The sequence below is a fragment of the Streptomyces sp. NBC_00554 genome, from assembly GCF_041431135.1.
Lineage (GTDB): Bacteria > Actinomycetota > Actinomycetes > Streptomycetales > Streptomycetaceae > Streptomyces.
Genome location: NZ_CP107799.1, coordinates 3,087,422 through 3,107,463, shown reverse-complemented (window position 1 = coordinate 3,107,463; position 20,042 = coordinate 3,087,422). Strand labels below are relative to the sequence as shown.

The window sequence follows — 20,042 nt, the reverse complement described above, 5'->3', positions numbered from 1 at the left end:
CCTGAAGTCTCAGCCTCAGCGTCTCCTGACGTCGCTGCCTCAGTCGCTCAGCTTCGCCACCAGCTCGGTGGCGTGTGAGGCGGGTACGCCCGCCGCGGTCAACATGGTGACCACGGCGGAGCGGCCCGCCTCTTCCGCTGCCAGCAGACCGTCGTTCACCGCCTCCATGAGGGCGAACAGCATCTGCTCGTGTACGTAGGCGAGTGCCGTCGCGGACAGCGGGGACTGGAAAACGCCCTGTTCCAGGCCGCGCCGGAGCACGTCCACACTGGCCTCGCGTACGGGTGCGAGGCGCTCGTGGATGCCCTGGGGCGTGACGCTGCGCTGGGCGAGCGCGACCAGCAGCCGGTAGCGGTCGGCGATCTCCCAGACGGCGAGCGTCGACCGGACGAGCGACTCCGCCGGCCCCCCGGCACCTGCACGAACCGCCGCGTGCGCCACCTCCACCGCCTCCACCGCGCTGTCGAACAGCGTGCAGATCAACGCCTCACGGCTCGGGAAATGCCCGTACACCGTCCGCCGTACGACGCCCGCGGCCCGTGCGATCTGGTCCATCGACGCGTCGGGGTCACGCAGCAGCTCGACGAGCGCGACGTCAAGGATGCGGCGGCGGTTCACATCCGCGCGGCTGGGGGCTTCCCTGCGGCCGGGGATCTGGGTGGTCATGGCGGCCATTCTGCACGGCCGGGGGGAAAGCCCTTGCTCCCTCCACAAGGGCTCCACCAATTGGTACGGGGAGACGGTTCACGGGGCTCACGGGGCTCACGGGGCTCACGGGGCTCACGGGGCTCACGGGGCTCACGGGGCTCACGCGGCTCACGCGGCTCACGCGGCTCACGCGGCTCACGCGGCTCACGCGGCTCACGCGGCTCACGCGGCTCACGCGTAAGGGTCGGTGATCTCCCGCAGCATCGACAGCGCCTGCCGCAGCTGGGACATGCGGCGCTTGCCGAGGTGGGCTTCCCACTCCTTCTCGACCTCGGCGACCGTCCCCTCGGCGACGGGGATCGCCGCGAGGCCGCGCTCGGCGACGCACACCAGCCGGGCCCGCCTGTCGGTAGGGTCCGGCACCCGCTTCACGTACCCCGCCCGCTCCAGCTGATCGACCAGGAAACCCGCCGTCTGCTTGGTGACCTGGGCCTGCTCGGCGAGGTCGGTCAGCCGCGTGCCGTTCGGGCCGATGCGCTGCATGACCCGGGCCTGGGCGGGCGTGAAGTCGTCGAAGCCCGCCTCGGCGAGCGCGGCGAAGACACGGTTCTCCAGGGCCCGGTACGGGATGAACAGGAGCAGCCCCGTGTTGAGCTCGCTCTCGGCCACCATGATCGCCACTCCCTGCTTGAGCCGTTGAGTCTCTGAGCTCCTTGACAATGGTCAGAGTCTCTGACTAATTTGGTCAGAGAAGCTTACCACTTTGAGTAGGTGGTGATCCCCATGGGCGTAGTCATCGGGACCGTGCTCGGTACCGAAGAGCGCTGGCAGACGATCGACCGCGAGCGAGCCGGCCTGTCCGACCTCCTGGAGAGCCTGAGCCCCGCCGAATGGGAGCTGCCGACCCAGTGCGCCAGCTGGCGCGTACGGGACGTCGCCGCGCATCTCACGCTCGCCCCGCGCATCTCGTACGGGACGGCCGTACGGGAGTTGGTCCGCGCCCGCGGCAACACCGACCGGATGATCCACGACACCGCCGTCCGCGCCGCCGACCGGCCGCCCGCGGACATCGTTGCCGACCTCCGCTCGACCGTCGGCTCCCGACGCCTCGCCCCCGGCACCACCCGCCGCGAACCACTCCTCGACATCCTCGTCCACGGCCAGGACATCGCCCTCGCCGTCGCCCGCGAACGAACCATGCCCCTCGAAGCCGCCCGCGACGCGGCCGACCGCGTATGGACGATGCGTTTTCCGCCCCGCCCGTGGCCCCTCCCGCATGCCCGGCTCGTCGCCACGGACATCGAGTGGACCCGGGGCAAGGGCCCGGAGATCAGCGGCCCGGTGTCCGCGCTGCTGCTCCTGCTGACGGGACGTACGGAGGCGGCGTTGCCCTGGGTCGACGGGGCGGTTCCGGCCGGCAGTTGAACGTGCCCGCGTCAGCGGGCCGACGCGCGTCCGGGGGAGGCGCCGCGGGGGAGCGGAGTGGCGGGTCCGGTCACCGGGCCCGCCACTTCGGTCACGCGGAGCACGGGAACCGTCCGCGACGCCGGGATCGTCTCCAGGGCGCCGAGGCCGCGCGGCCGGAATCGCCCGTACATCCCTTCGGGGACATCCGGCCCAAATCCTTTGACTGGTCCACGTGTTCGGGCCCACGCTGGGAGGCCTCAGTGAGCCGGGACGGCGTGGAGGCAGCATGGGTGAGACCGAGATCATCAGCAGTTCGGAGTACAGGGCCCGGGTCGCTGCGGAGGGGGCGGGGCCGGCGCTGTCGCTCGATCGGGTGGCCGAGCTGTTCCAGGAGTTTCTCGAGGCGGTCGCGCGGCCGAAGCGGCGGGACGGCGACGATCGCAACCTCGCCGAGCGGATGCGGGCGCATCTGGGGTCCGCGCCCGGGGACCAGCCGGTGGTCAAGGCGGCGTACGCCCCGTACGACCTGCCCAATGTGCATCTGGCGCTGGAGCGCTGGTTCGCGGCGGACGGACGTTCGTACGAGCTGATCGGCATGCGGGGCTCCTCCCATCACGGGGACCTGACGCTGGGCGAGATCCTTGAATCGGCCGACCGCTACAACAGGTTCGTGATCGGCGCGGTCGACTACGCGCATCTGCCGGTCTCCCCCGACGAGGAACTCGCCTGTGTCTCCTTCGGGTTCTACCTCGGAGTGGAGGGTGAGGAGCGGTTCGCGGTGCTGCTGCGCGGTCCGGCGGACCAGTACGGGCGCAACAAGGTCGAGATCGAAGTCCTCGCCCAGGAGAAGGAGTTCGCGGACCGGCTGCTCGCCGAGATCGACGTACTCGTACGCGAGCACAACATCTTCCGAGGGCAGGTCCTCTCCTTCGAGGGCTCCGACTTCGACCATGGTCTCGGCCCCTTCCGCTTCCACCGCCGTCCCGGGCTCAGCCGCGAGGAGATCGTGCTGCCGGCCGGGCTGCTGGAGCGCGTCGAGCGGCAGGTGGTGGGGGTGGCGCGGCGCCGTGAACGGCTCCTCGCCGCCGGGCAGCACCTGCGTCGCGGCCTTCTCCTGTACGGTCCGCCCGGCACCGGCAAGACCCACACGATCCGCTATCTCCTCTCCCACCTTCCGGAGTTCACGGTCGTCGTCCTCGCCGGCACGAGCATCAACGCCATCGGCCCGGCGTGCGCGCTCGCCCGCATGCTCCAGCCCGCGCTCGTCGTCCTGGAGGACTGCGACCTGATTGCCGAGGCCCGCGACTACGGGGGCGGTGAACAACCCCTCCTCTTCCAGGTGTTGAACGAGATGGACGGTCTGGGCGACGACGCGGACGTCGCCTTCCTACTCACCACCAACCGGGCCGATCTGCTGGAACCGGCGCTCGTCCAGCGCCCCGGCCGCGTCGACCTCGCCGTCGAGATCCCCGTCCCGGACGCCGAGGGCCGCGCCCGCCTCCTCACCCTGTACGGCTCCTCCCTCGGCCTCGGCAAGGACCTCACCGACGAGATCGTCGCCCGCACGGACGGCACGACGGCCTCCTTCACCAAAGAGCTCGTACGACGGGCCGTACTGATCGCCGCGGAGCGGGAGGCGGAGTTCACCGAGCCTGACGATCTGCGCGCGGCCGTCGACGAGCTGCTCTCCGACCGGGACCGGCTGACGCGGCGGCTGCTGGGGGTACGGGACTCCGGGGACGACGGACTCGACGGAGTCGAGGAGTTCCTGTCGGCACAGGAAGACGGATAGAGGGACAGAGGGACAGAGGGATGGGCGGACGGGGGAACAGCAACGGCCGGAGCCCGCATGAGGGCCCCGGCCGTCGGCTGCTTCTCGTCTATCCGAACTGGCCGGGCTGGTAGTCGCCAGCGGGCTGCTGGACGATGACGTTCATGCGGTTGAAGGCGTTGATGAGGGCGATGGTGCACATCAGGGCGGCGAGCTGCTCCTCGTCGTAGTGCTTGGCGGCGTTCGCCCAGGCCTCGTCCGTGACACCGCCGGCCGCGTCTGCGATGCGGGTGCCCTGCTCGGCCAGCTCCAGGGCGGCGCGCTCGGCATCGGTGAACACCGTGGCCTCGCGCCAGGCCGCGACCAGGTTGAGGCGCGTCGAGGTCTCCCCGGCGTGTGCGGCGTCCTTGGTGTGCATGTCGGTGCAGAAGCCACAGCCATTGATCTGGCTGGCGCGGAGCTTCACCAGCTCCTGTGTCGAGACCGGCACCGTCGAGTCCGCGAGCACCCTGCCCGCGGCGACGATGTGCTTCCCGAACTTGGCTGCGACCGGGTTGGTGAAGAGGTTCAACCGAGCTTCCATGGTGTGCACTCCCTTGCAATTGCCTGCGGATACACCTCTGTGACGGGCCGGCTCGGCGGTTTGTGACATGAGCGAGGGCGACATGGGCGAATGTGACGCGCGTCTCGGACCCGGAGCGTTCGGCAGCCAGCTCCTAGCGCCCCGCCGCCCCGTCGAGCCTCGCCAAGTCGGCCGGTGTCAGTGCCAGGTCCGCCGCCCCCGCGGAGTCCCGGATCGTCTCCGGGCGGCTGGCGCCCGGGATCGGGAGCACGGTCGGTGAGGTGGCCAGCAGCCAGGCCAGGCAGATTTGTTGGGGGGTGACGCCGTAGGCGCGGGCCAGTTCGTGGAAGGCGTTGAAGCGGGGATCGGGCTCCGGCTCGGACGGGCCGTCCAGGGAGCTGCGGGAGATGCCGCCGAGGGGGCTCCAGGGCAGGAAGGCGATGCCGAGGTCGGCGCAGAGGCGGAGTTCGGGGGTGCTGTCGCGGACGGCGGGGGAGTACTGGTTCTGGACCGAGGCCAGGCGGTCGCCGAGGATCGCGTGGGCCTGCTGGATCTGGGCGACGGTCGTGTTGGAGATTCCGGCGAGGCGGATCTTGCCCTCGTCGAGGAGTTCGCGCAGGGCGCCGAGCGAGTCCTCGAAGGGGACGGCCGGGTCGGGCTTGTGGAGTTGGTAGAGGCCGATCGCCTCCACGCCGAGTCGCTTGAGGGATGCCTCCGCGGCCGACTTGAGGTGGCGCGGGGAACCCGTCACCGTCCAGCTTCCGTCGGCCGGTCTGCCGCGCCCGCCCTTCGTGGTCACCAGTAGGTCGGCCGTGTCGCCGCCGTACGTCGCCAGCGCGCGGGCGACGAGCCGTTCGTTGTGGCCGGGCTCCTCGCCGGGCAGGTGGTAGGAGTCCGCCGTGTCCAGCAGCGTGACGCCCGCGTCGAGGGCGGCGTGCACGGTGGCGACGGCACGCGCCTCGTCCGGGCGGCCCTCGATGGACAGCGGCATCGCACCGAGGCCGATCGCGCCGACGCGGAGGTCTCCAAGAAGCCTGTAGTGCACGTCAGTTGTCCTTTCCGAGTGTTTCGGCGACCGCCCGCGGCAGCCATTCCCGCGCCTCGCCGAAGGTGAAACCGAGCTTCGTCGCACGGGAGTTGTCCATCCCGTACGACCGCGCGAACGAGAACGGCGAGACGTCCCCCACCTCGACACTCCGGAAGACCGTCCTGCCCTCCGGGAGGTGGACGGCCACCGCCGCGCACAACTCCTCGGTGGTGAGCACCCCGTGGGAGGCGGCGTTCACCGGACCGGTGAATTCGGCGCCCGCAGTCCAGGTGAGGAAGTCCGCGATCTCCTCTACGTGAATGTAGGTGGCGGGGTGGTTCGCGGCGGGTACGGCGATCGGCTCGCCGGTGCGGATGCGGTCGGTGTAGTGGTCCAGGCGGCCGGTGAAGTCGTCGTCTCCGCCCAGGACATGGGCGACGCGCACGGCCACGTACGGAAACCCGGGGCCGGCGGCCGCGAGGACCGCCTCGGCCTGCCGCTTGCCCTCGCCGTAGTGCGTGTCGAGGAACTCCGGTTCGTCCCAGGGGAGTTCGAGGTCGACGGCGACCGTACGAGGGTCCACGGCATCCTCGGACACGAGGGCCGCCGAGTCCTCGTACTCGTACACCTCGACGGTGGACGTCATGACGTACCGCCGCGTGCGGCCCGCGAACACGCGTCGCGCGATCTCGGCCTGCCTGGGTGTGTAGCAGACCTGGTCGATGACGACATCGAACGCACGCGAACCCAGCGCGCTTTCCAGGGACTTCTCGTCATTGCGGTCGGCGACGAGGTGAATTGCCCCCGGGGGCGGCGGCGACGAACCGCGGTTGATGACGGTGACCCGGTCTCCGGCGGCAATCAGCCGGGCGATCACCCGCTTTCCGAAATACCGGTTTCCGCCAATGACGCATACCTCGCGCACGCTGTGCCTCCCCGCAAAACAATCCCTGAGCTGTTGTGGTCATAATTCTCCCGAGGTGACAGTGAGGTCTGAAGGGGGAGTCATGGGAGTTCCGGCCGCGGCACCGAAGGAACCACGGCATCTGCGCGCCGCCGCCAACGAAACGTCGGCGGCCTTCGATGCGCTGGACCGGCAGATCCTGGAACTGCTGCAGAGCGACGGCCGGATCAAGCTCAGTGAGCTGGGCCGCCGTGTCCGGCTGAGCCCGGCTGCCGTCGCCGAACGCGTCCGGCGCCTGGAGTCGACGGGCGCCGTCACCGGCTACGGCGCCCACGTCTCGCCGCCCCGCCTCGGCTACGGCATCCAGGCATTCATCCGCGTCAACCCGCACGGCGGCTACACCCTGAAGCACCCCAGGACCCTCGAACTCCTCGCCCGCCCGGAGGTCGTCGAGGTCCACCACGTCGTCGGTGAGGACTGCTGGATCCTCAAGGTCGTGGTCGAGGACACCATCCACCTGGAGGACGTCCTGGAGCAGACCTCCGCCCTCGGCCGCACGACGACATCGATCGTCCTGTCGTCCCCGGTGGAACGGAAGCCGCTGCTGCCGCCCGCCCACGGGACACCCCCGACAACATCCTTGCCTTGACGTCGGCGTCAAGGATTACCGTCGCGGTATGCGAATCGGCGAGCTGGCCGCGCGGGCCGGGACCTCCACGCGGACTCTGCGGTACTACGAGTCGCGGGGGCTGCTGCCCGCGCGGCGGGGCGAGAACGGGTACCGGACGTACGACGAGGGCGATCTGCGGCTGCTGCAGCAGATCAGGACCTTGCAGGACTTCGGGTTCGACCTGGAGGAGACGCGGCCCTTCGTGGAGTGTCTGCGGGCCGGGCACCCGGAGGGCGACTCGTGCCCCGCGTCGCTCGAGGTCTACCGGCGCAAGCTCGGTGAACTCGACGCGGTGATCGACGAGTTGGTGGCGGTACGCGCGACGGTCGGCGAGCAGTTGGCGCGGGCGGAGCGGGCGCGTGACGAGCTGGCGGCCGACGCAGGGGTTCCGGGTGGCCCGGAACCCGTATGCGAACTGGGAGGGCGGACGCGGTGATCAAGGCAGCGGGTGTGGCCGAGGTGACGGACGCGGACTTCGAGGCGGAGGTGATCGGGGCGGAGCTGCCCGTGCTGGTGGAGTTCACGGCCGACTGGTGCCCGCCGTGCCGGCAGATGGCGCCGGTGCTGAGCGCCCTCGCCGCCGAGGAGGGCGACCGGCTCAAGGTCGTACAGCTGGATGTGGACAGGAATCCGGGGACCACGCTGGCGTACGGCGTCCTGTCGATGCCCACGTTCATGGTGTTCCGGGGTGGTGAGCCGGTGAAGTCGATGGTGGGGTCCAGGCCGAAGCGGCGGCTTCTGGAGGAGCTGTCCGAGGTGATGTGAGTCCGCCCGGCGGACCCGGCCGCGCAAAAGAAATCCCCCGAGCAATTGCGCTCGGGGGATTTCCTTGCGTATATTTAATGGTTCGCGACTTCAAGGGGATTGAATCGCGGAGAAGTTCACTGAGCAGAGTATATCGGGCCGGGAGTGGAATTGTCAAACAGAGGCTCAAACACAGACTCCACCACAGGATTCACCGACGACGAATTGCGGATCGAGCAGGAATTCATCGACGGGCTGTACACACGCGTGGACGCGCTGCGCGGTGTCACGGAGGCCTCCGTCGTGGACGCGCTCGGGCAGGGCAACACGCCCATGCAGGCGCGCCTTGAGCGGGACGTGCTCGTCGCCGAACGCTCGGGGCTGCTGGCCGCGCTGAACGCCGTGGACGGTTCGCTCTGCTTCGGCCGTATCGACCTCACCTCCGGCGTCAGCCACCACATCGGCCGTCTCGGCATCCGCGCCGACGACACCGAGCACACCCCGATCCTCATCGACTGGCGGGCCCCGGTCGCCCGCCCCTTCTACCTGGCCACCGGACACACCCCGATGGGCCTGCGCCGACGCCGGCACATCACCACCGACGGGCGGCAGGTCACCGACCTGCACGACGAGATCCTCGACCTCGGCGACCACGAGCGCACCGGGCACGAGGACCCGAGCGGCGACGCGGTGCTCCTCGCCGCGCTGAACTCGGCGCGCACCGGGCGCATGAGCGACATCGTGCAGACCATCCAGGCCGAGCAGGACCAGATCATCCGCGCGCCGTACCAGGGTGTGCTGGTGGTCGAGGGCGGTCCCGGCACCGGCAAGACGGCCGTCGCGCTGCACCGTGCCGCCTATCTGCTGTACGAGTACCGGGAGTTGCTCGCCAAGCGTGCCGTCCTGATCGTCGGTCCGAACCCCGCCTTCCTCGGCTACATCGGCGAGGTGCTGCCCTCGCTCGGCGAGACGGGTGTGCTCCTCGCGACGATCGGGGAACTCTTCCCCGGCGTGAAGGCGACCGCCACGGACACCTCCGAAGCGGCTGCCGTGAAGGGGCGCGCAGACATGGCCGAGGTGCTCGCCGCCGTCGTACGGGACCGGCAGGCCCTTCCCGACCCCGTCATCGCCATCGAGCACGACCGGGACATCCTCATGCTCGACGCCGGGCTCGTACGGGTCGCCCGCGAGCGCACCCGCGAGGCCCAACTGCCGCACAACGTCGCGCGTGAGCACTTCGAGGGCCACATCCTCAACACCCTCACCGACATGCTGGCCGAACGCATCGGCACGGATCCCTTCGACGGCTCGAACCTCCTCGACGCGAGCGACATCACGCAGATCCGTGACGAGCTGGCCGAGAACCCCGAAGTCTGGGACGCGATCGAGCAGTTGTGGCCGCGGCTGACTCCGCAGCGAGTGGTCGCCGACTTCCTCGCCGAGCCCGACGGTTATCTGCCGGACGGGGACGCGGACGCCGTTCGACGGGAGGTCACGCGCGCGTGGACCACCGCGGACGTTCCGCTGCTGGACGAGGCGGCGGAGCTGCTGGGCGAGGACGACCGGGTGGCCCGGGCCCTCGCCGACCAGGAACGGCGTAGTCAAATCGCTTACGCGCAAGGCGTGTTGGACGTCTCCTACGCCTCCCGTACGTACGAGTTCGAGGACAAGGACGAGGAGGACTCCGAGGTCCTCTCCGCGCACAACATCATCGACGCCGAGCGGATGGCCGAGCGCCACGAGGAGGACGACCACCGCAGCGCCGCCGAGCGGGCTGCCGGCGACCGGACCTGGGCGTTCGGGCACATCATCGTGGACGAGGCCCAGGAACTGTCGCCCATGGCCTGGCGGCTGCTGATGCGGCGGAGTCCTACGCGGTCGATGACGCTCGTCGGCGACCCCGCGCAGACCTCCGAAGCGGGTGGGGTCGGATCCTGGGAGGGGATCCTCTCTCCCTACGTCGGGGACCGGTGGGAGCACGTCCGGCTCGCCGTCAACTACCGGACTCCGTCCGAGATCATGGACCTTGCGGCGGGGGTGCTGCGGGCGGAGCATCCTGGGTTCGAGCCGCCTCGGTCCGTGCGGAGTACTGGCGTACGGCCGTGGGTGCGCGGCGTTTCTGATGACCTCCCGGGCGCTGTCGCCAAGGCTGTTGCCGAGTTGGCGCCTGCGGAGGGGCGGCTTGCGGTGATTGCGCCGCGGGGGCTGCACGGGGTCCTTGCCGGGGGGCTGGACGGGGTGACGGTGGGGGAGTCGCCCGATCTCACTCGTGCGGTCGTGCTTCTTGATCCTCGGCAGGCCAAGGGGTTGGAGTTCGACTCGGTGTTGGTGGTTGAGCCCGGGGGGTTCGGGACGAGTGATCTGTATGTGGCGCTGACTCGGGCTACGCAGGTGGTGGGGGTGCTTTATCGCGGGGAGCTGCCTGGGGTGTTGAGGGGGGCCGGGGTGGCGTAAGGGGTTTTTCGCCCCCTCCGCCCCTACCCGTCCCGTTTCTGGGGGCTGCCGCCCCCAGACCCCCGCTTTCGGCCTGGACGGCCTCGTCCTCAAACGCCGGACGGGCTAAATCCAGCCCCTCCGGCGTTTGAGGAGCGGGGGTTTGGGGGCGGAGCCCCCAAGGAACGGGAATGGGTAGGGGCGGAGGGGGCGAAAGAATGCCCTACGCGGGGCGGAGCCAGATCGTTGCCAGTGGGGGCAGGGCCAGTTGGATGCTGGCGGGGCGGCCGTGGGCGGGGTGGGGTTCGGGTTTGACCGGGTCGGGGTTGGTGACGTCGCTGCCGCCGTATTGGGCGGTGTCGGTGTTGAGGATTTCGTGCCAGGCGGGGATGTCTTCGGGGATGCCGAAGCGGTAGCCGTGGCGGACCACCGGGGAGAAGTGGGACACCGCCAGCAGAGGTGTGCCGTCGGCGTCGTGGCGGAGGAAGGCGAAGACGTTGTCGTCGGCGGCGTCGCCGGCGATCCAGGTGAACCCTGCCGGGTCGGTGTCGCGTTGCCAGAGGGCGGGTTCGTGCTGGTAGGTGGTGTTGAGGTCGCGGACGAGGTCGCGGACGCCGCGGTGGTCGGGTTCGGCGGGGTAGGCGGGGTCCAGGAGCCACCAGTCGGGTCCGTGGGCTTCGGACCATTCGGCGCCTTGGGCGAATTCCTGTCCCATGAAGAGGAGTTGTTTGCCGGGGTGGGCCCACATGAAGGCCAGATAGGCGCGGAGGGTGGCGCGTTGCTGCCACCAGTCGCCGGGCATCTTGGAGACGAGTGAGCGTTTGCCGTGGACGACTTCGTCGTGGGAGATGGGCAGGACGTAGTTCTCGCTGTAGGCGTACACCATCGAGAAGGTCATCTCGTTGTGGTGGTACTTGCGGTGGATCGGCTCGTGGGAGACGTAGTCGAGCGAGTCGTGCATCCAGCCCATGTTCCATTTCAGGCCGAAGCCCAGGCCGCCGAATCCGCCGGGGCCGATGTGATGGGTGGCCCGGGTGACGCCGTCCCAGGCGGTGGATTCCTCGGCGATGGTGACGATGCCGGGGTTGCGGCGGTAGACGGTGGCGTTCATTTCCTGGAGGAAGGCGACGGCGTCGAGGTTTTCGCGGCCGCCATGTTCGTTGGGGGTCCACTGGCCGGGTTCGCGGGAGTAGTCGAGGTAGAGCATGGAGGCGACGGCGTCGACGCGGAGGCCGTCGATGTGGAATTCCTCGCACCAGTAGACGGCGTTGGCGACGAGGAAGTTGCGGACCTCGCGGCGTCCGTAGTCGAACTCCAGGGTGCCCCAGTCGGGGTGGGCGGCCCGCAGCGGGTCCTCGTGCTCGTAGAGGGGGCGTCCGTCGAATTCGGCGAGTGCCCAGTCGTCGCGGGGGAAGTGGGCGGGGACCCAGTCCATGAGGACGCCGATGCCGGCCTGGTGCAGCGCGTCGACGAGGTGTCGGAAGTCGTCCGGGGTGCCCAGGCGGGCGGTGGGGGCGTAGAAGCCGGTGACCTGGTAGCCCCACGACCCGCCGAAGGGATGCTCGGCCACCGGCATCAGCTCTACATGCGTGAAGCCCAAGTCGGAGACGTACGCGGGGAGTTGCTCGGCGAGTTGGCGGTAGGTCAGGCCCGGCCGCCAGGACGCCAGATGGACTTCGTACACGGAGAAGGGTGCTTCGTGCGGCGCCCTGAGACCCCGCTCGGCCATCCACGCCTCGTCGCTCCACTCATGGTGGGACGCGGTGACGATCGACGACGTGTTGGGCGGCACCTCGGTGCGCCGGGCCATCGGATCCGCCCGCAGGGTCCGGGAACCGTCGGAGCGGGTGATGTCGAACTTGTAGAGCTCGCCCTCGCCGATCGTGGGCACGAACAGTTCCCACACCCCGGATGAGCCGAGTGACCGCATCGGATATCCCGTGCCGTCCCAGAAGTTGAAGGTGCCGGCCACCCGGACGCCGCGCGCGTTCGGCGCCCACACCGTGAAGCGGGTGCCGGTCACGCCCTGGTGCACCATCGGCTCCGCGCCGAGCGCCCGCCACAGCTGCTCGTGGCGGCCCTCGCCGAACAGATGCAGATCGAACTCGCCGATCGCGGGCAGGAAACGGTACGGGTCCTCGGTCTCCTGGACCGTCCCCTCGTACGCCACGAGCAGGCGGTACGAGGACGGTACGGCGCGCAGCGGCAGCAGGCCCGAGAAGAAACCGTCCCCGTCGTCGTGCAGTTCGGCCCGCAGCTCGTCCGTCACGACGGTCACCGTCAGCGCGTACGGGCGGAAGGCCCGGAAAGCCACACCGCCCGGCACGGGATGCGCCCCGAGCACCCCGTGCGGATCGTGATGCGTGCCGCCGAGCAGCCGCTCGCGGTCGCCGGGGTGCACACCGGCGAACACGGGAGTGCCCACCTCGACCGACTCCGGAGCGCTCACCTCGACCGACTCTGGAGCGTCTACCTCAGCTGACTCCGGAGCGCTCACCTCAACCGCCTCCGGAGCACCTGCCTCGACCGCCTCCGGAGCACCTGCCTCGACCGTCTCCGGAACGCCCACCTCAACCGACTCCGGAACGGACCCCGGTGTCTTCTTCGATGCCTTCACGGTCGCCTTGCCCCCAGCCTTCTTGTCGCCGGCCGCCTTCGTCTTCTTGGCCGTGGGCTTCCCCTCGGCGGAGGCGGCTTCCTTCGCGGGAGTCGCCGTCTTCTTCAAGGCATCCGACTTCTTCGCGCCGGTCTTCTCCGCACCGGGCTTCTTCGCGCTGGTCTTCTTCGGGCTGTCGTCGGACGGGGGGCGGGGCGTCACGGGCAGGGCCTCCTCGGGAGGTTGAAGGGCGGGGGCGGTCAGGGGGCGGTGGCGTCCGCCGCGAGCCTGCGCACCGCCGACAGCGGTACCGGGAGCCAGTCGGGGCGGTGCCGGGCCTCGTACAGGACTTCGTACACCGCCTTGTCCGTCTCGTAGGCGCGCAGGAGTACGGGGTCGGTGCGCGGGTCGAGCCCGGCGACCTCGGCGTAACCGGTGCAGTACGCGGCCCGGCAGGTGTCGGCCCAGCCGGGGACCAGGGGGCGGTGCGAGTGGGCCGCGTAGTCGAAGGAGCGGAGCATCCCCGCGATGTCCCGCGCCGGTGGCTGCGGCATCCGGCGTTCGGCGAGCGGCTTGGACGGCTCGCCCTCGAAGTCGATCAGCGACCACTCCCCGGACGGGGAGCGCAGGACCTGCCCGAGGTGGAGGTCGCCGTGGATGCGCTGCGCGGTCCAGGTGGCGCCCTCGGCGGCCAGGCCGGCCAGTGCCTCGAAGGCGGTGCGCAGGCCGGGGGCGTACGGACGCAGCGCGGGTACCGCCTGTACGGCCGCGTCCAGGCGCTGGGTCATGCCGTCGACGAGTGGCTTCATCTGCGCGTGGCCCAGGGTGACCGTGGGCAGTGCCCGGGCGAGCGCCGTGTGCACCTCGGCGGTGGCGCGGCCCAGCGCCCGCGCCTCGGCACCGAAGTCCTCATCCTTGGCCAGTTCGCGCAGGGCCAGCTCCCAGCCGTCCGTCGCACCCTGGACGAAGGGCTGCAGCACGCCCAGGGTGTACGTCTCCTCGCCCAGCTCGGCCACCATCCACGCCACCGGCTCCGGCACCCGCGCGCAGCCCTGCCGGGACAGCACCAGCGGTAGTTCCAGGTCGGGGTTGATCCCCGGCACGATCCGCCGCAACAGCTTCAGGATGAACGTATCTCCGTAGACGATCGAGGAGTTGGACTGCTCCGACGTCACCAGGCGAGGCACCAGATCGTCCCGGAACTCCTGGCCCGGGTCGTGCTCGAAGCGGAGCTCGCCGATACGGGCCTGAGCGCGCAGGGCTTCCAGGAGTACGTCGGCGGGGCGCGGGTCGTGCAGCGCCTCGTACACCGTGCGACCGGCCAGCGGTCCGTCCTCCAGATGCCCGATCAGCGCGGGCGCGAGCCTCGGTGGCAGCGCCTCGCGCACCCCGATCAGCAGCTGGTAGCAGTCGCTCGGGTGCGGGAGCGCACCCTGCGTCGGAGTGATCGGCTGATGGGCGCGTACGAGCAGATGGAGCAGACCCAACTGGCCGGTCGGCGGCAGCAGTTCGGTGGCCGCGACCAGCGAGAATCCGGTCACCGGACGACCCTTGCCCGCGAACCAGCGCTGCCGTGGCAGCCATTCCCGCAGCAGCGGATCGAGGGACGCGAGCAGCTCGGAATGTGCGACCGGGGCCGTGGACGAGTGGGTTACGGCTTCCGACATGACGTCGCGTCCTTTCCCCAGGGAACTCGGGACCCGGAGGCCGGGGGAGTCGGGGTGTTACTCATGCGTGCCCCGGGCGGGGCGGGGGAAACCGCCCCGCCTGGGTTCTAGGCGGCGTCCTTGCGGAGCCGGAACCAGTAGAAGCCGTGACCCGCCAGCGTCAGCAAGTACGGCAGGTCACCGATGGCGGGAAAGCGGACCCCGCCGATCAGTTCGACGGGATGCCTCCCGTTGAACGCGCTCAGGTCGAGTTCGGTGGGTTGGGCGAAGCGGGAGAAGTTGTGGACGCAGAGGACGAGGTCGTCCTTGTATTCGCGGAGGAAGGCGATGACGGCGGGGTTGGTCGACTGGAGTTCGGTGTAGGAGCCGAGGCCGAAGGCCATGTTCTGTTTGCGGATCTCGATCATGCGGCGGGTCCAGTGCAGCAGTGACGAGGGGGAGGACATGGAGGCTTCGACGTTGGTGACCTGGTAGCCGTAGACGGGGTCCATGATGGTGGGGAGGAAGAGGCGGCCGGGGTCGCAGGAGGAAAAACCTGCGTTGCGGTCCGGTGTCCACTGCATGGGGGTGCGGACGGCGTCGCGGTCGCCGAGCCAGATGTTGTCGCCCATGCCGATCTCGTCGCCGTAGTAGAGGATCGGGCTGCCGGGCAGGGAGAGCAGCAGGGCGGTGAAGAGTTCGATCTGGTTGCGGTCGTTGTCCAGGAGGGTGGCCAGGCGGCGGCGGATGCCGATGTTGGCGCGCATGCGCGGGTCTTTGGCGTATTCCGCGTACATGTAGTCGCGTTCTTCGTCGGTGACCATTTCGAGTGTGAGCTCGTCGTGGTTGCGCAGGAAGATGCCCCACTGGCAGCCCGACGGGATGGCCGGCGTCTTGGCGAGGATTTCCGAGACGGGGTAGCGGGACTCGCGGCGTACCGCCATGAAGATGCGTGGCATGACGGGGAAGTGGAAGGCCATGTGGCATTCGTCGCCGCCGGCGGCGTAGTCGCCGAAGTAGTCGACGACGTCCTCCGGCCACTGGTTCGCCTCAGCCAGCAGCACCGTGTCCGGGTAGTGCGTGTCGATCTCCTTGCGGACCCGCTTGAGGAACTCGTGCGTTGCCGGAAGGTTTTCGCAGTTGGTTCCCTCGACCTGGTAGAGGTACGGCACCGCGTCGAGCCGGAAGCCGTCGATGCCCAGATCGAGCCAGAAGCGGAGCGCGGAGGTGATCTCCTCCTGCACGGCCGGGTTCTCGTAGTTCAAGTCCGGTTGGTGGGAGAAGAAGCGGTGCCAGTAGTACTGCTTGCGGACGGGGTCGAAGGTCCAGTTGGAGGCTTCGGTGTCGACGAAGATGATGCGGGCGTCCTGGTACTGCTTGTCGTCGTCGGCCCAGACGTAGTAGTCGCCGTAGGGGCCGTCGGGGTTGGCGCGTGACTCCTGGAACCAGGGGTGCTGGTCGCTGGTGTGGTTCATGACGAAGTCGATGATCACGCGCATGCCGCGTTGGTGGGCGGCGTCGACGAATTCCACGAAGTCGGCGAGGTCACCGAATTCGGGGAGGACGGCGGTGTAGTCGGAGACGTCGTAGCCCCCGTCGCGCAGGGGGGACTTGAAGAAGGGTGGCAGCCAGAGGCAGTCCACGCCCAGCCATTGGAGGTAGTCCAGCTTCGCGGTCAGGCCCTTGAGGTCGCCGATGCCGTCGCCGTTGCTGTCCTGGAAGGAGCGGACCAGGACCTCGTAGAAGACGGCGCGTTTGAACCACTCGGGATCGCGGTCCTTGGCCGGGGTGTCCTCGAACGTATCCGGGACGGGCTCGTTGACGATCATGTGGTGGGTGACCCTCCGATCTGCGGTGAGGACGGTCGCAGGACGGTGAGGATGTGCGCGGGACTATGCCCTGGCTCGAGGCGCACATAATTCGCCCTGCCCCAGTAGTAGGTCTCGCCGGTGAGCTCGTCGCGCACCGGCACGGACTCGTGCCAGTCCAGGCCGAGTTGCGGCATGTCCAACGAGACCGTCGCCTCCTGGGTGTGGTGGGGGTCGAGGTTGACCACCACCACAACCGTGTTCGAACCGCGTGCGCCCGTGTCGTCCCCTGCATCCGTGACGGACTTCGAGTACGCGATCACCGACTCCTGGTCCGTGTGGTGGAAGTGGAGATCGCGCAACTGGCGAAGGGCCGGACTGCGGCGCCTGATCGCGTTGAGCCTGCCCAGCAGGGGCGCGATGCTACGACCCTCACGTTCCGCCGACTCCCAGTCCCGGGGCCGGAGTTGGTACTTCTCGGAGTCCAGATACTCCTCGCTCCCGGTGCGCAGCGGGGTGCCCTCGCAGAGTTCGAAACCGCTGTACACACCCCACGTCGGCGACAGCGTCGCGGCGAGCACCGCCCGCAGCTCGAAGGCCGGGCGCCCGCCGTGCTGGAGGAACTCGTGCAGGATGTCGGGGGTGTTGACGAAGAAATTGGGCCGCATGTACGCGGCCGCATCACCCGACAGTTCGGTCAGGTACTCGGTCAGCTCCTCCTTGGTGTTGCGCCAGGTGAAGTAGGTGTACGACTGCTGGAAACCGGTCTTGGCGAGGGTGTGCATCATCGCGGGCCGGGTGAACGCCTCGGCCAGGAAGATCACGTCCGGGTCGGTGCGGTTGATGTCGGCGATCACCCGCTCCCAGAACAGCACCGGTTTCGTATGCGGATTGTCGACGCGGAAGATCCGTACGCCATGACTCATCCAGTACCGCAGCACCCGCAGCGTCTCCTGGACCAGGCCCGGCATGTCCTTGTCGAAGGCGATCGGGTAGATGTCCTGGTACTTCTTCGGCGGGTTCTCGGCGTATGCGATCGTGCCGTCCGGCCGGTGGTGGAACCAGTCCGGATGCTTCTGCACCCACGGGTGGTCGGGGGAGCACTGGAGCGCGAAGTCGAGGGCGATCTCCATCCCTTCGCGCGCTGCCCGGCGTACGAACGCGTCGAAGTCGTCGATCGTGCCGAGATCCGGGTGGATCGCGTCGTGCCCGCCCTCCGGGGAGCCGATCGCCCAGGGCACGCCGACGTCCTCCGGACCCGCGGACAGCGTGTTGTTGGGGCCCTTGCGGAAGGTGCTGCCGATGGGGTGGATCGGCGGGAGGTAGACGACGTCGAAGCCCATCCTCGCGATGCCGGGCAGGCGCTCGGCGGCGGTACGGAACGTGCCGTGCGGCCGCTCGGGCGTGCCCTCGGAACGCGGGAAGAACTCGTACCAGGCGCCGTACAGCGCCCTTTCGCGCTCCACCTTCAGCGTCAACGGCTCGGAGGACGTGACGAGTTCGCGCAGCGGATGGCGGGCTAGGACCCGGTCCACCTCGGGGGTGAGGGCGGCGGCTAGGCGGGCCGAGGCGGGGCGTTCCACGTCGCGCAGCGCGTCGGCCGCCGTGAGGAGGGTCTCCCGGCGCCCCTTGCTCTTCGGCACTCCGGTGGCCGCCCGCTCGTAGAGACGCGCGCCCTCCTCCAGGACCAGTTCGGTGTCGATGCCGGCCGGGATCTTGATCCCCGCGTGCCGGCGCCAGGTGGAGATGGGATCGCCCCATGCCTCCACCGTGTACGTCCAGTGGCCCTCTTTCCCGGCGGACACCGTGGCGCCCCAGCGGTCGGTGCCGGGGGCCAGCTCGCGCATGGGGGTCCAGGGTCCTGTGCGGCCCTCCGGGTCGCGCAGGACGACGTTCGCGGCGACCGCGCCATGGCCCTCGCGGAAGACCGTGGCCGACACCTCGAAGGCCTCACCGACCACCGCCTTGGCGGGCCATCGGCCGTGGTCGACGACCGGGTGCACGTCGAGGAGGGGGATGCGGCCGATGGTCGCGACGGGTGGGACGGGCGCGACCGTCTCCCTGGCCTCCGTGGTCTTGATCGGTGCGACGGGTGCGACGGGTACGACGGGCGCGACGGGGGCCACGGGTGTGACGGGCGCCGTGGTCTCTTCGGTCTCCGGGATCGCGGCGGCTGCGGTGCTGCTGCTTCCGGTGCCGGGCCCGGTGTCGGTGCCGGCGGAGGGTTTCTCCGGCTTGCGGCGACCGGCGTCGGCCGTGCGTATGGGGGATGTGTCAGGGCTGGTCGTCGGGGGTGGCGACGTGTGGTGCGTGGCGGGCATGACCGCTCCTGTCCGCGTCAACGTGGGTGGGCGGATGAGGGTGTGGGGAGGTGAGGTCTGCGGGGCGTACCGGGGGAGCCTTCCCACCCTATTCGGGTGGGCAACCGGCACTTTGTTAACTACTCACGCGTATGTCTACACACAGGACCGGCCTCGTCCGGTGAGGGCGAGGCCGGTGCCTGTTCCCGCAGCGTGCTAGGGGGTGCCGACCTGGAGCAACCTGTTCGGCGAACCCAGACCCGCGCCAGAGATTTTGCCTGGAACCGCCTGCTTGACCAGTGCTTTGCCCACCTGTGCCGGGGTGGCCCTGGTGTGGTCGGCCAGATAGAGCGCGGCCGCGCCCGCGACGTGCGGGCTCGCCATCGACGTACCCGAGTAGGTCGCCTTCCCCGTGTCACTGGCGTACGACGCCGAGGTGATCGCCACTCCGGGCGCGAACAGGTCAAGGATGGCGCCGGTGTTCGAGAAGCTCGCCCGCGCGTCGGTCCTGTCGCTCGCGCCGACGGTGAGGGCCTGCTTGACCCGGGCGGGGGAGTAGAGACCGGCCGGCAGTCCGTCGTTGCCCGCCGCCACCGCGTACGTCACACCGGAGGCGATGGAGTTGCGTACGGCGGCGTCGAGCTGGGCGTTGGCGTACCCGCCGAGGCTGATATTGGCGACCGCCGGTTTCCTGGCGTGCTTCGTCACCCAGTCGATGCCCGCGATGACCTGCGCGGTCGTGCCGGCGCCGTTGTTGTCGAGGACGCGGACGGCGACGACCTTGGTCTTCTTGGCGACGCCGTACTTGGTGCCCGCGATGGTGCCGGCGACGTGTGTGCCGTGGCCGTTGCCGTCCTTGGCGGTCTTGTCGTTCCCCACGAAGTCCCAGCCGTAGCTGGCCCGGCCGCCGAAGTCCTTGTGCGTGATCCGGATGCCGGTGTCGATGACGTACGCCGTTACGCCCTTGCCCGCCGACTCCGGCCATGTGTAGCTCTTGTTCAGCGGCAGGCCCCGCTGGTCGATGCGGTCGAGGCCCCAGGTGGGCGGGTTCTTCTGGCTGTGGTCGAGCGCCACCCTGGTGTCCTGCACGACCGAGGCCACGCGGGAGTCGGCCGCGAGCCGCCGGGCCTGCTTCTCGTCCACCGTCACCGCGTAGCCGTTGAGGGCGGTGCCGTAGGCGTGGCTGATTCTCGCCCCGTACTTCTCCGCGATGCTTCTGCCCGCTGGGGACGGAGCGTTGGTTCCCCCCTTGAGTGTCACGATGTAACTGCCGCTGACGGAGCCGGGAGCGCCGGCGCCGACTATCTGCCCCTCCGGGGCGGCGTGCGCGGGCAGGGTGATGGCCGAAAGCACCGCGGCCGTCGCAACCGCGGTGAGACCTCCCGCCCAGCGCAGACGCCTCTTTTCCGTCTGTGCCATGACTTGAGTTCCCCTCCTCAATTCGGCGTACGCGGCCGGGGACGGCCCGGTGCGGGCCGAGGTCGGGAGGTACGCCAGTGGGCAGCCTCTCGTGCGGTGCGAATAGC

General features: G+C 69.5%; 16 protein-coding genes. 6 read left to right on the top strand and 10 right to left on the bottom strand.

Annotated features, from left to right (window positions below; translation table 11 throughout):
* Window positions 1-39: 39 nt before the first annotated feature.
* Both OG266_RS13315 and OG266_RS13310 read right to left on the bottom strand, forming a co-directional pair.
* Window positions 40-675 carry a TetR/AcrR family transcriptional regulator gene (locus tag OG266_RS13315; protein WP_371545769.1) on the bottom strand — a complete coding sequence of 212 codons (636 nt, stop codon included), beginning with the start codon at window positions 673-675 and terminating at the stop codon, window positions 40-42.
* Between the two features lie 204 nt (window positions 676-879).
* Window positions 880-1,320: a MarR family winged helix-turn-helix transcriptional regulator gene (locus tag OG266_RS13310; protein ID WP_371545767.1), complete on the bottom strand. Its 441-nt coding sequence runs from the start codon at window positions 1,318-1,320 to the stop codon at window positions 880-882.
* Window positions 1,321-1,431: 111 nt separating this feature from the next.
* On the opposite strand from OG266_RS13310, the gene OG266_RS13305 reads away from it, so the two are divergent.
* Both OG266_RS13305 and OG266_RS13300 read left to right on the top strand, forming a co-directional pair.
* Window positions 1,432-2,073 (top strand): maleylpyruvate isomerase family mycothiol-dependent enzyme, encoded by a 642-nt coding sequence (locus OG266_RS13305; protein ID WP_371545766.1) that lies wholly within the window; start codon window positions 1,432-1,434, stop codon window positions 2,071-2,073.
* Window positions 2,074-2,341: 268 nt separating this feature from the next.
* On the top strand, window positions 2,342-3,847 hold the full coding sequence (locus OG266_RS13300; protein WP_371545764.1) for an AAA family ATPase: 1,506 nt from the start codon (window positions 2,342-2,344) through the stop codon (window positions 3,845-3,847).
* A gap of 88 nt (window positions 3,848-3,935) precedes the next feature.
* Here OG266_RS13300 and OG266_RS13295 read toward each other — a convergent pair whose 3' ends face one another.
* The 3 genes from OG266_RS13295 to OG266_RS13285 form a co-directional block, all read right to left on the bottom strand.
* Window positions 3,936-4,409, bottom strand: a complete 474-nt coding sequence (locus OG266_RS13295; protein ID WP_266454083.1) for a carboxymuconolactone decarboxylase family protein — start codon at window positions 4,407-4,409, stop codon at window positions 3,936-3,938.
* 133 nt (window positions 4,410-4,542) lie between these two features.
* Window positions 4,543-5,433, bottom strand: a complete 891-nt coding sequence (locus OG266_RS13290) for an aldo/keto reductase (protein ID WP_371545762.1) — start codon at window positions 5,431-5,433, stop codon at window positions 4,543-4,545.
* Window position 5,434: 1 nt separating this feature from the next.
* Window positions 5,435-6,340 carry an NAD-dependent epimerase/dehydratase family protein gene (locus OG266_RS13285; protein WP_371545761.1) on the bottom strand — a complete coding sequence of 302 codons (906 nt, stop codon included), beginning with the start codon at window positions 6,338-6,340 and terminating at the stop codon, window positions 5,435-5,437.
* 82 nt (window positions 6,341-6,422) lie between these two features.
* Between OG266_RS13285 and OG266_RS13280 the strand changes: the two genes are divergently transcribed.
* From OG266_RS13280 to OG266_RS13265, 4 genes are all read left to right on the top strand, one after another.
* Window positions 6,423-6,968, top strand: a complete 546-nt coding sequence (locus OG266_RS13280) for an Lrp/AsnC family transcriptional regulator (protein ID WP_266454077.1) — start codon at window positions 6,423-6,425, stop codon at window positions 6,966-6,968.
* Window positions 6,969-6,996: 28 nt separating this feature from the next.
* The gene (locus tag OG266_RS13275; protein ID WP_329545405.1) at window positions 6,997-7,425 is read left to right on the top strand and encodes a MerR family transcriptional regulator; all 429 of its coding nucleotides are present in this window, start codon (window positions 6,997-6,999) and stop codon (window positions 7,423-7,425) included.
* Window positions 7,426-7,439: 14 nt separating this feature from the next.
* Window positions 7,440-7,754 (top strand): co-chaperone YbbN, encoded by a 315-nt coding sequence (locus tag OG266_RS13270; RefSeq protein WP_266463702.1) that lies wholly within the window; start codon window positions 7,440-7,442, stop codon window positions 7,752-7,754.
* A gap of 150 nt (window positions 7,755-7,904) precedes the next feature.
* Entirely contained in the window at window positions 7,905-10,187 is a 2,283-nt protein-coding gene (locus OG266_RS13265) for a UvrD-helicase domain-containing protein (protein WP_371545758.1), read from the top strand.
* Between the two features lie 202 nt (window positions 10,188-10,389).
* Here the strand turns inward: OG266_RS13265 and glgB are convergent, their stop codons facing one another.
* From glgB to OG266_RS13240, 5 genes are all read right to left on the bottom strand, one after another.
* Window positions 10,390-12,984, bottom strand: a complete 2,595-nt coding sequence (glgB, locus tag OG266_RS13260) for a 1,4-alpha-glucan branching enzyme (protein ID WP_371545757.1) — start codon at window positions 12,982-12,984, stop codon at window positions 10,390-10,392.
* A 38-nt stretch (window positions 12,985-13,022) separates the two neighbouring features.
* Window positions 13,023-14,429 (bottom strand): phosphotransferase, encoded by a 1,407-nt coding sequence (locus OG266_RS13255; protein ID WP_371545755.1) that lies wholly within the window; start codon window positions 14,427-14,429, stop codon window positions 13,023-13,025.
* A gap of 107 nt (window positions 14,430-14,536) precedes the next feature.
* A complete protein-coding gene (gene treS, locus OG266_RS13250; protein WP_371545753.1) occupies window positions 14,537-16,237 on the bottom strand; it encodes a maltose alpha-D-glucosyltransferase in 1,701 nt (566 codons plus the stop codon).
* Window positions 16,234-18,537 (bottom strand): alpha-1,4-glucan--maltose-1-phosphate maltosyltransferase, encoded by a 2,304-nt coding sequence (locus tag OG266_RS13245; protein ID WP_371545751.1) that lies wholly within the window; start codon window positions 18,535-18,537, stop codon window positions 16,234-16,236. The genes treS and OG266_RS13245 overlap by 4 nt, the downstream gene beginning before the upstream one ends.
* Window positions 18,538-18,732: 195 nt before the next feature.
* Window positions 18,733-19,935 (bottom strand): S8 family peptidase, encoded by a 1,203-nt coding sequence (locus tag OG266_RS13240; RefSeq protein WP_371545749.1) that lies wholly within the window; start codon window positions 19,933-19,935, stop codon window positions 18,733-18,735.
* Between the last annotated feature and the right edge of the window lie 107 nt (window positions 19,936-20,042).

Coding starts and splice junctions, on each gene's coding strand:
- OG266_RS13315 (WP_371545769.1), bottom strand. CDS start 675: ATGGCCGCCATGACCACCCAGATCCCCGGCCGCAGGGAAGCCCCCAGC.
- OG266_RS13310 (WP_371545767.1), bottom strand. CDS start 1,320: ATGGTGGCCGAGAGCGAGCTCAACACGGGGCTGCTCCTGTTCATCCCG.
- OG266_RS13305 (WP_371545766.1), top strand. CDS start 1,432: ATGGGCGTAGTCATCGGGACCGTGCTCGGTACCGAAGAGCGCTGGCAG.
- OG266_RS13300 (WP_371545764.1), top strand. CDS start 2,342: ATGGGTGAGACCGAGATCATCAGCAGTTCGGAGTACAGGGCCCGGGTC.
- OG266_RS13295 (WP_266454083.1), bottom strand. CDS start 4,409: ATGGAAGCTCGGTTGAACCTCTTCACCAACCCGGTCGCAGCCAAGTTC.
- OG266_RS13280 (WP_266454077.1), top strand. CDS start 6,423: ATGGGAGTTCCGGCCGCGGCACCGAAGGAACCACGGCATCTGCGCGCC.
- OG266_RS13275 (WP_329545405.1), top strand. CDS start 6,997: ATGCGAATCGGCGAGCTGGCCGCGCGGGCCGGGACCTCCACGCGGACT.
- OG266_RS13255 (WP_371545755.1), bottom strand. CDS start 14,429: ATGTCGGAAGCCGTAACCCACTCGTCCACGGCCCCGGTCGCACATTCC.
- treS (WP_371545753.1), bottom strand. CDS start 16,237: ATGATCGTCAACGAGCCCGTCCCGGATACGTTCGAGGACACCCCGGCC.
- OG266_RS13245 (WP_371545751.1), bottom strand. CDS start 18,537: ATGCCCGCCACGCACCACACGTCGCCACCCCCGACGACCAGCCCTGAC.
- OG266_RS13240 (WP_371545749.1), bottom strand. CDS start 19,935: ATGGCACAGACGGAAAAGAGGCGTCTGCGCTGGGCGGGAGGTCTCACC.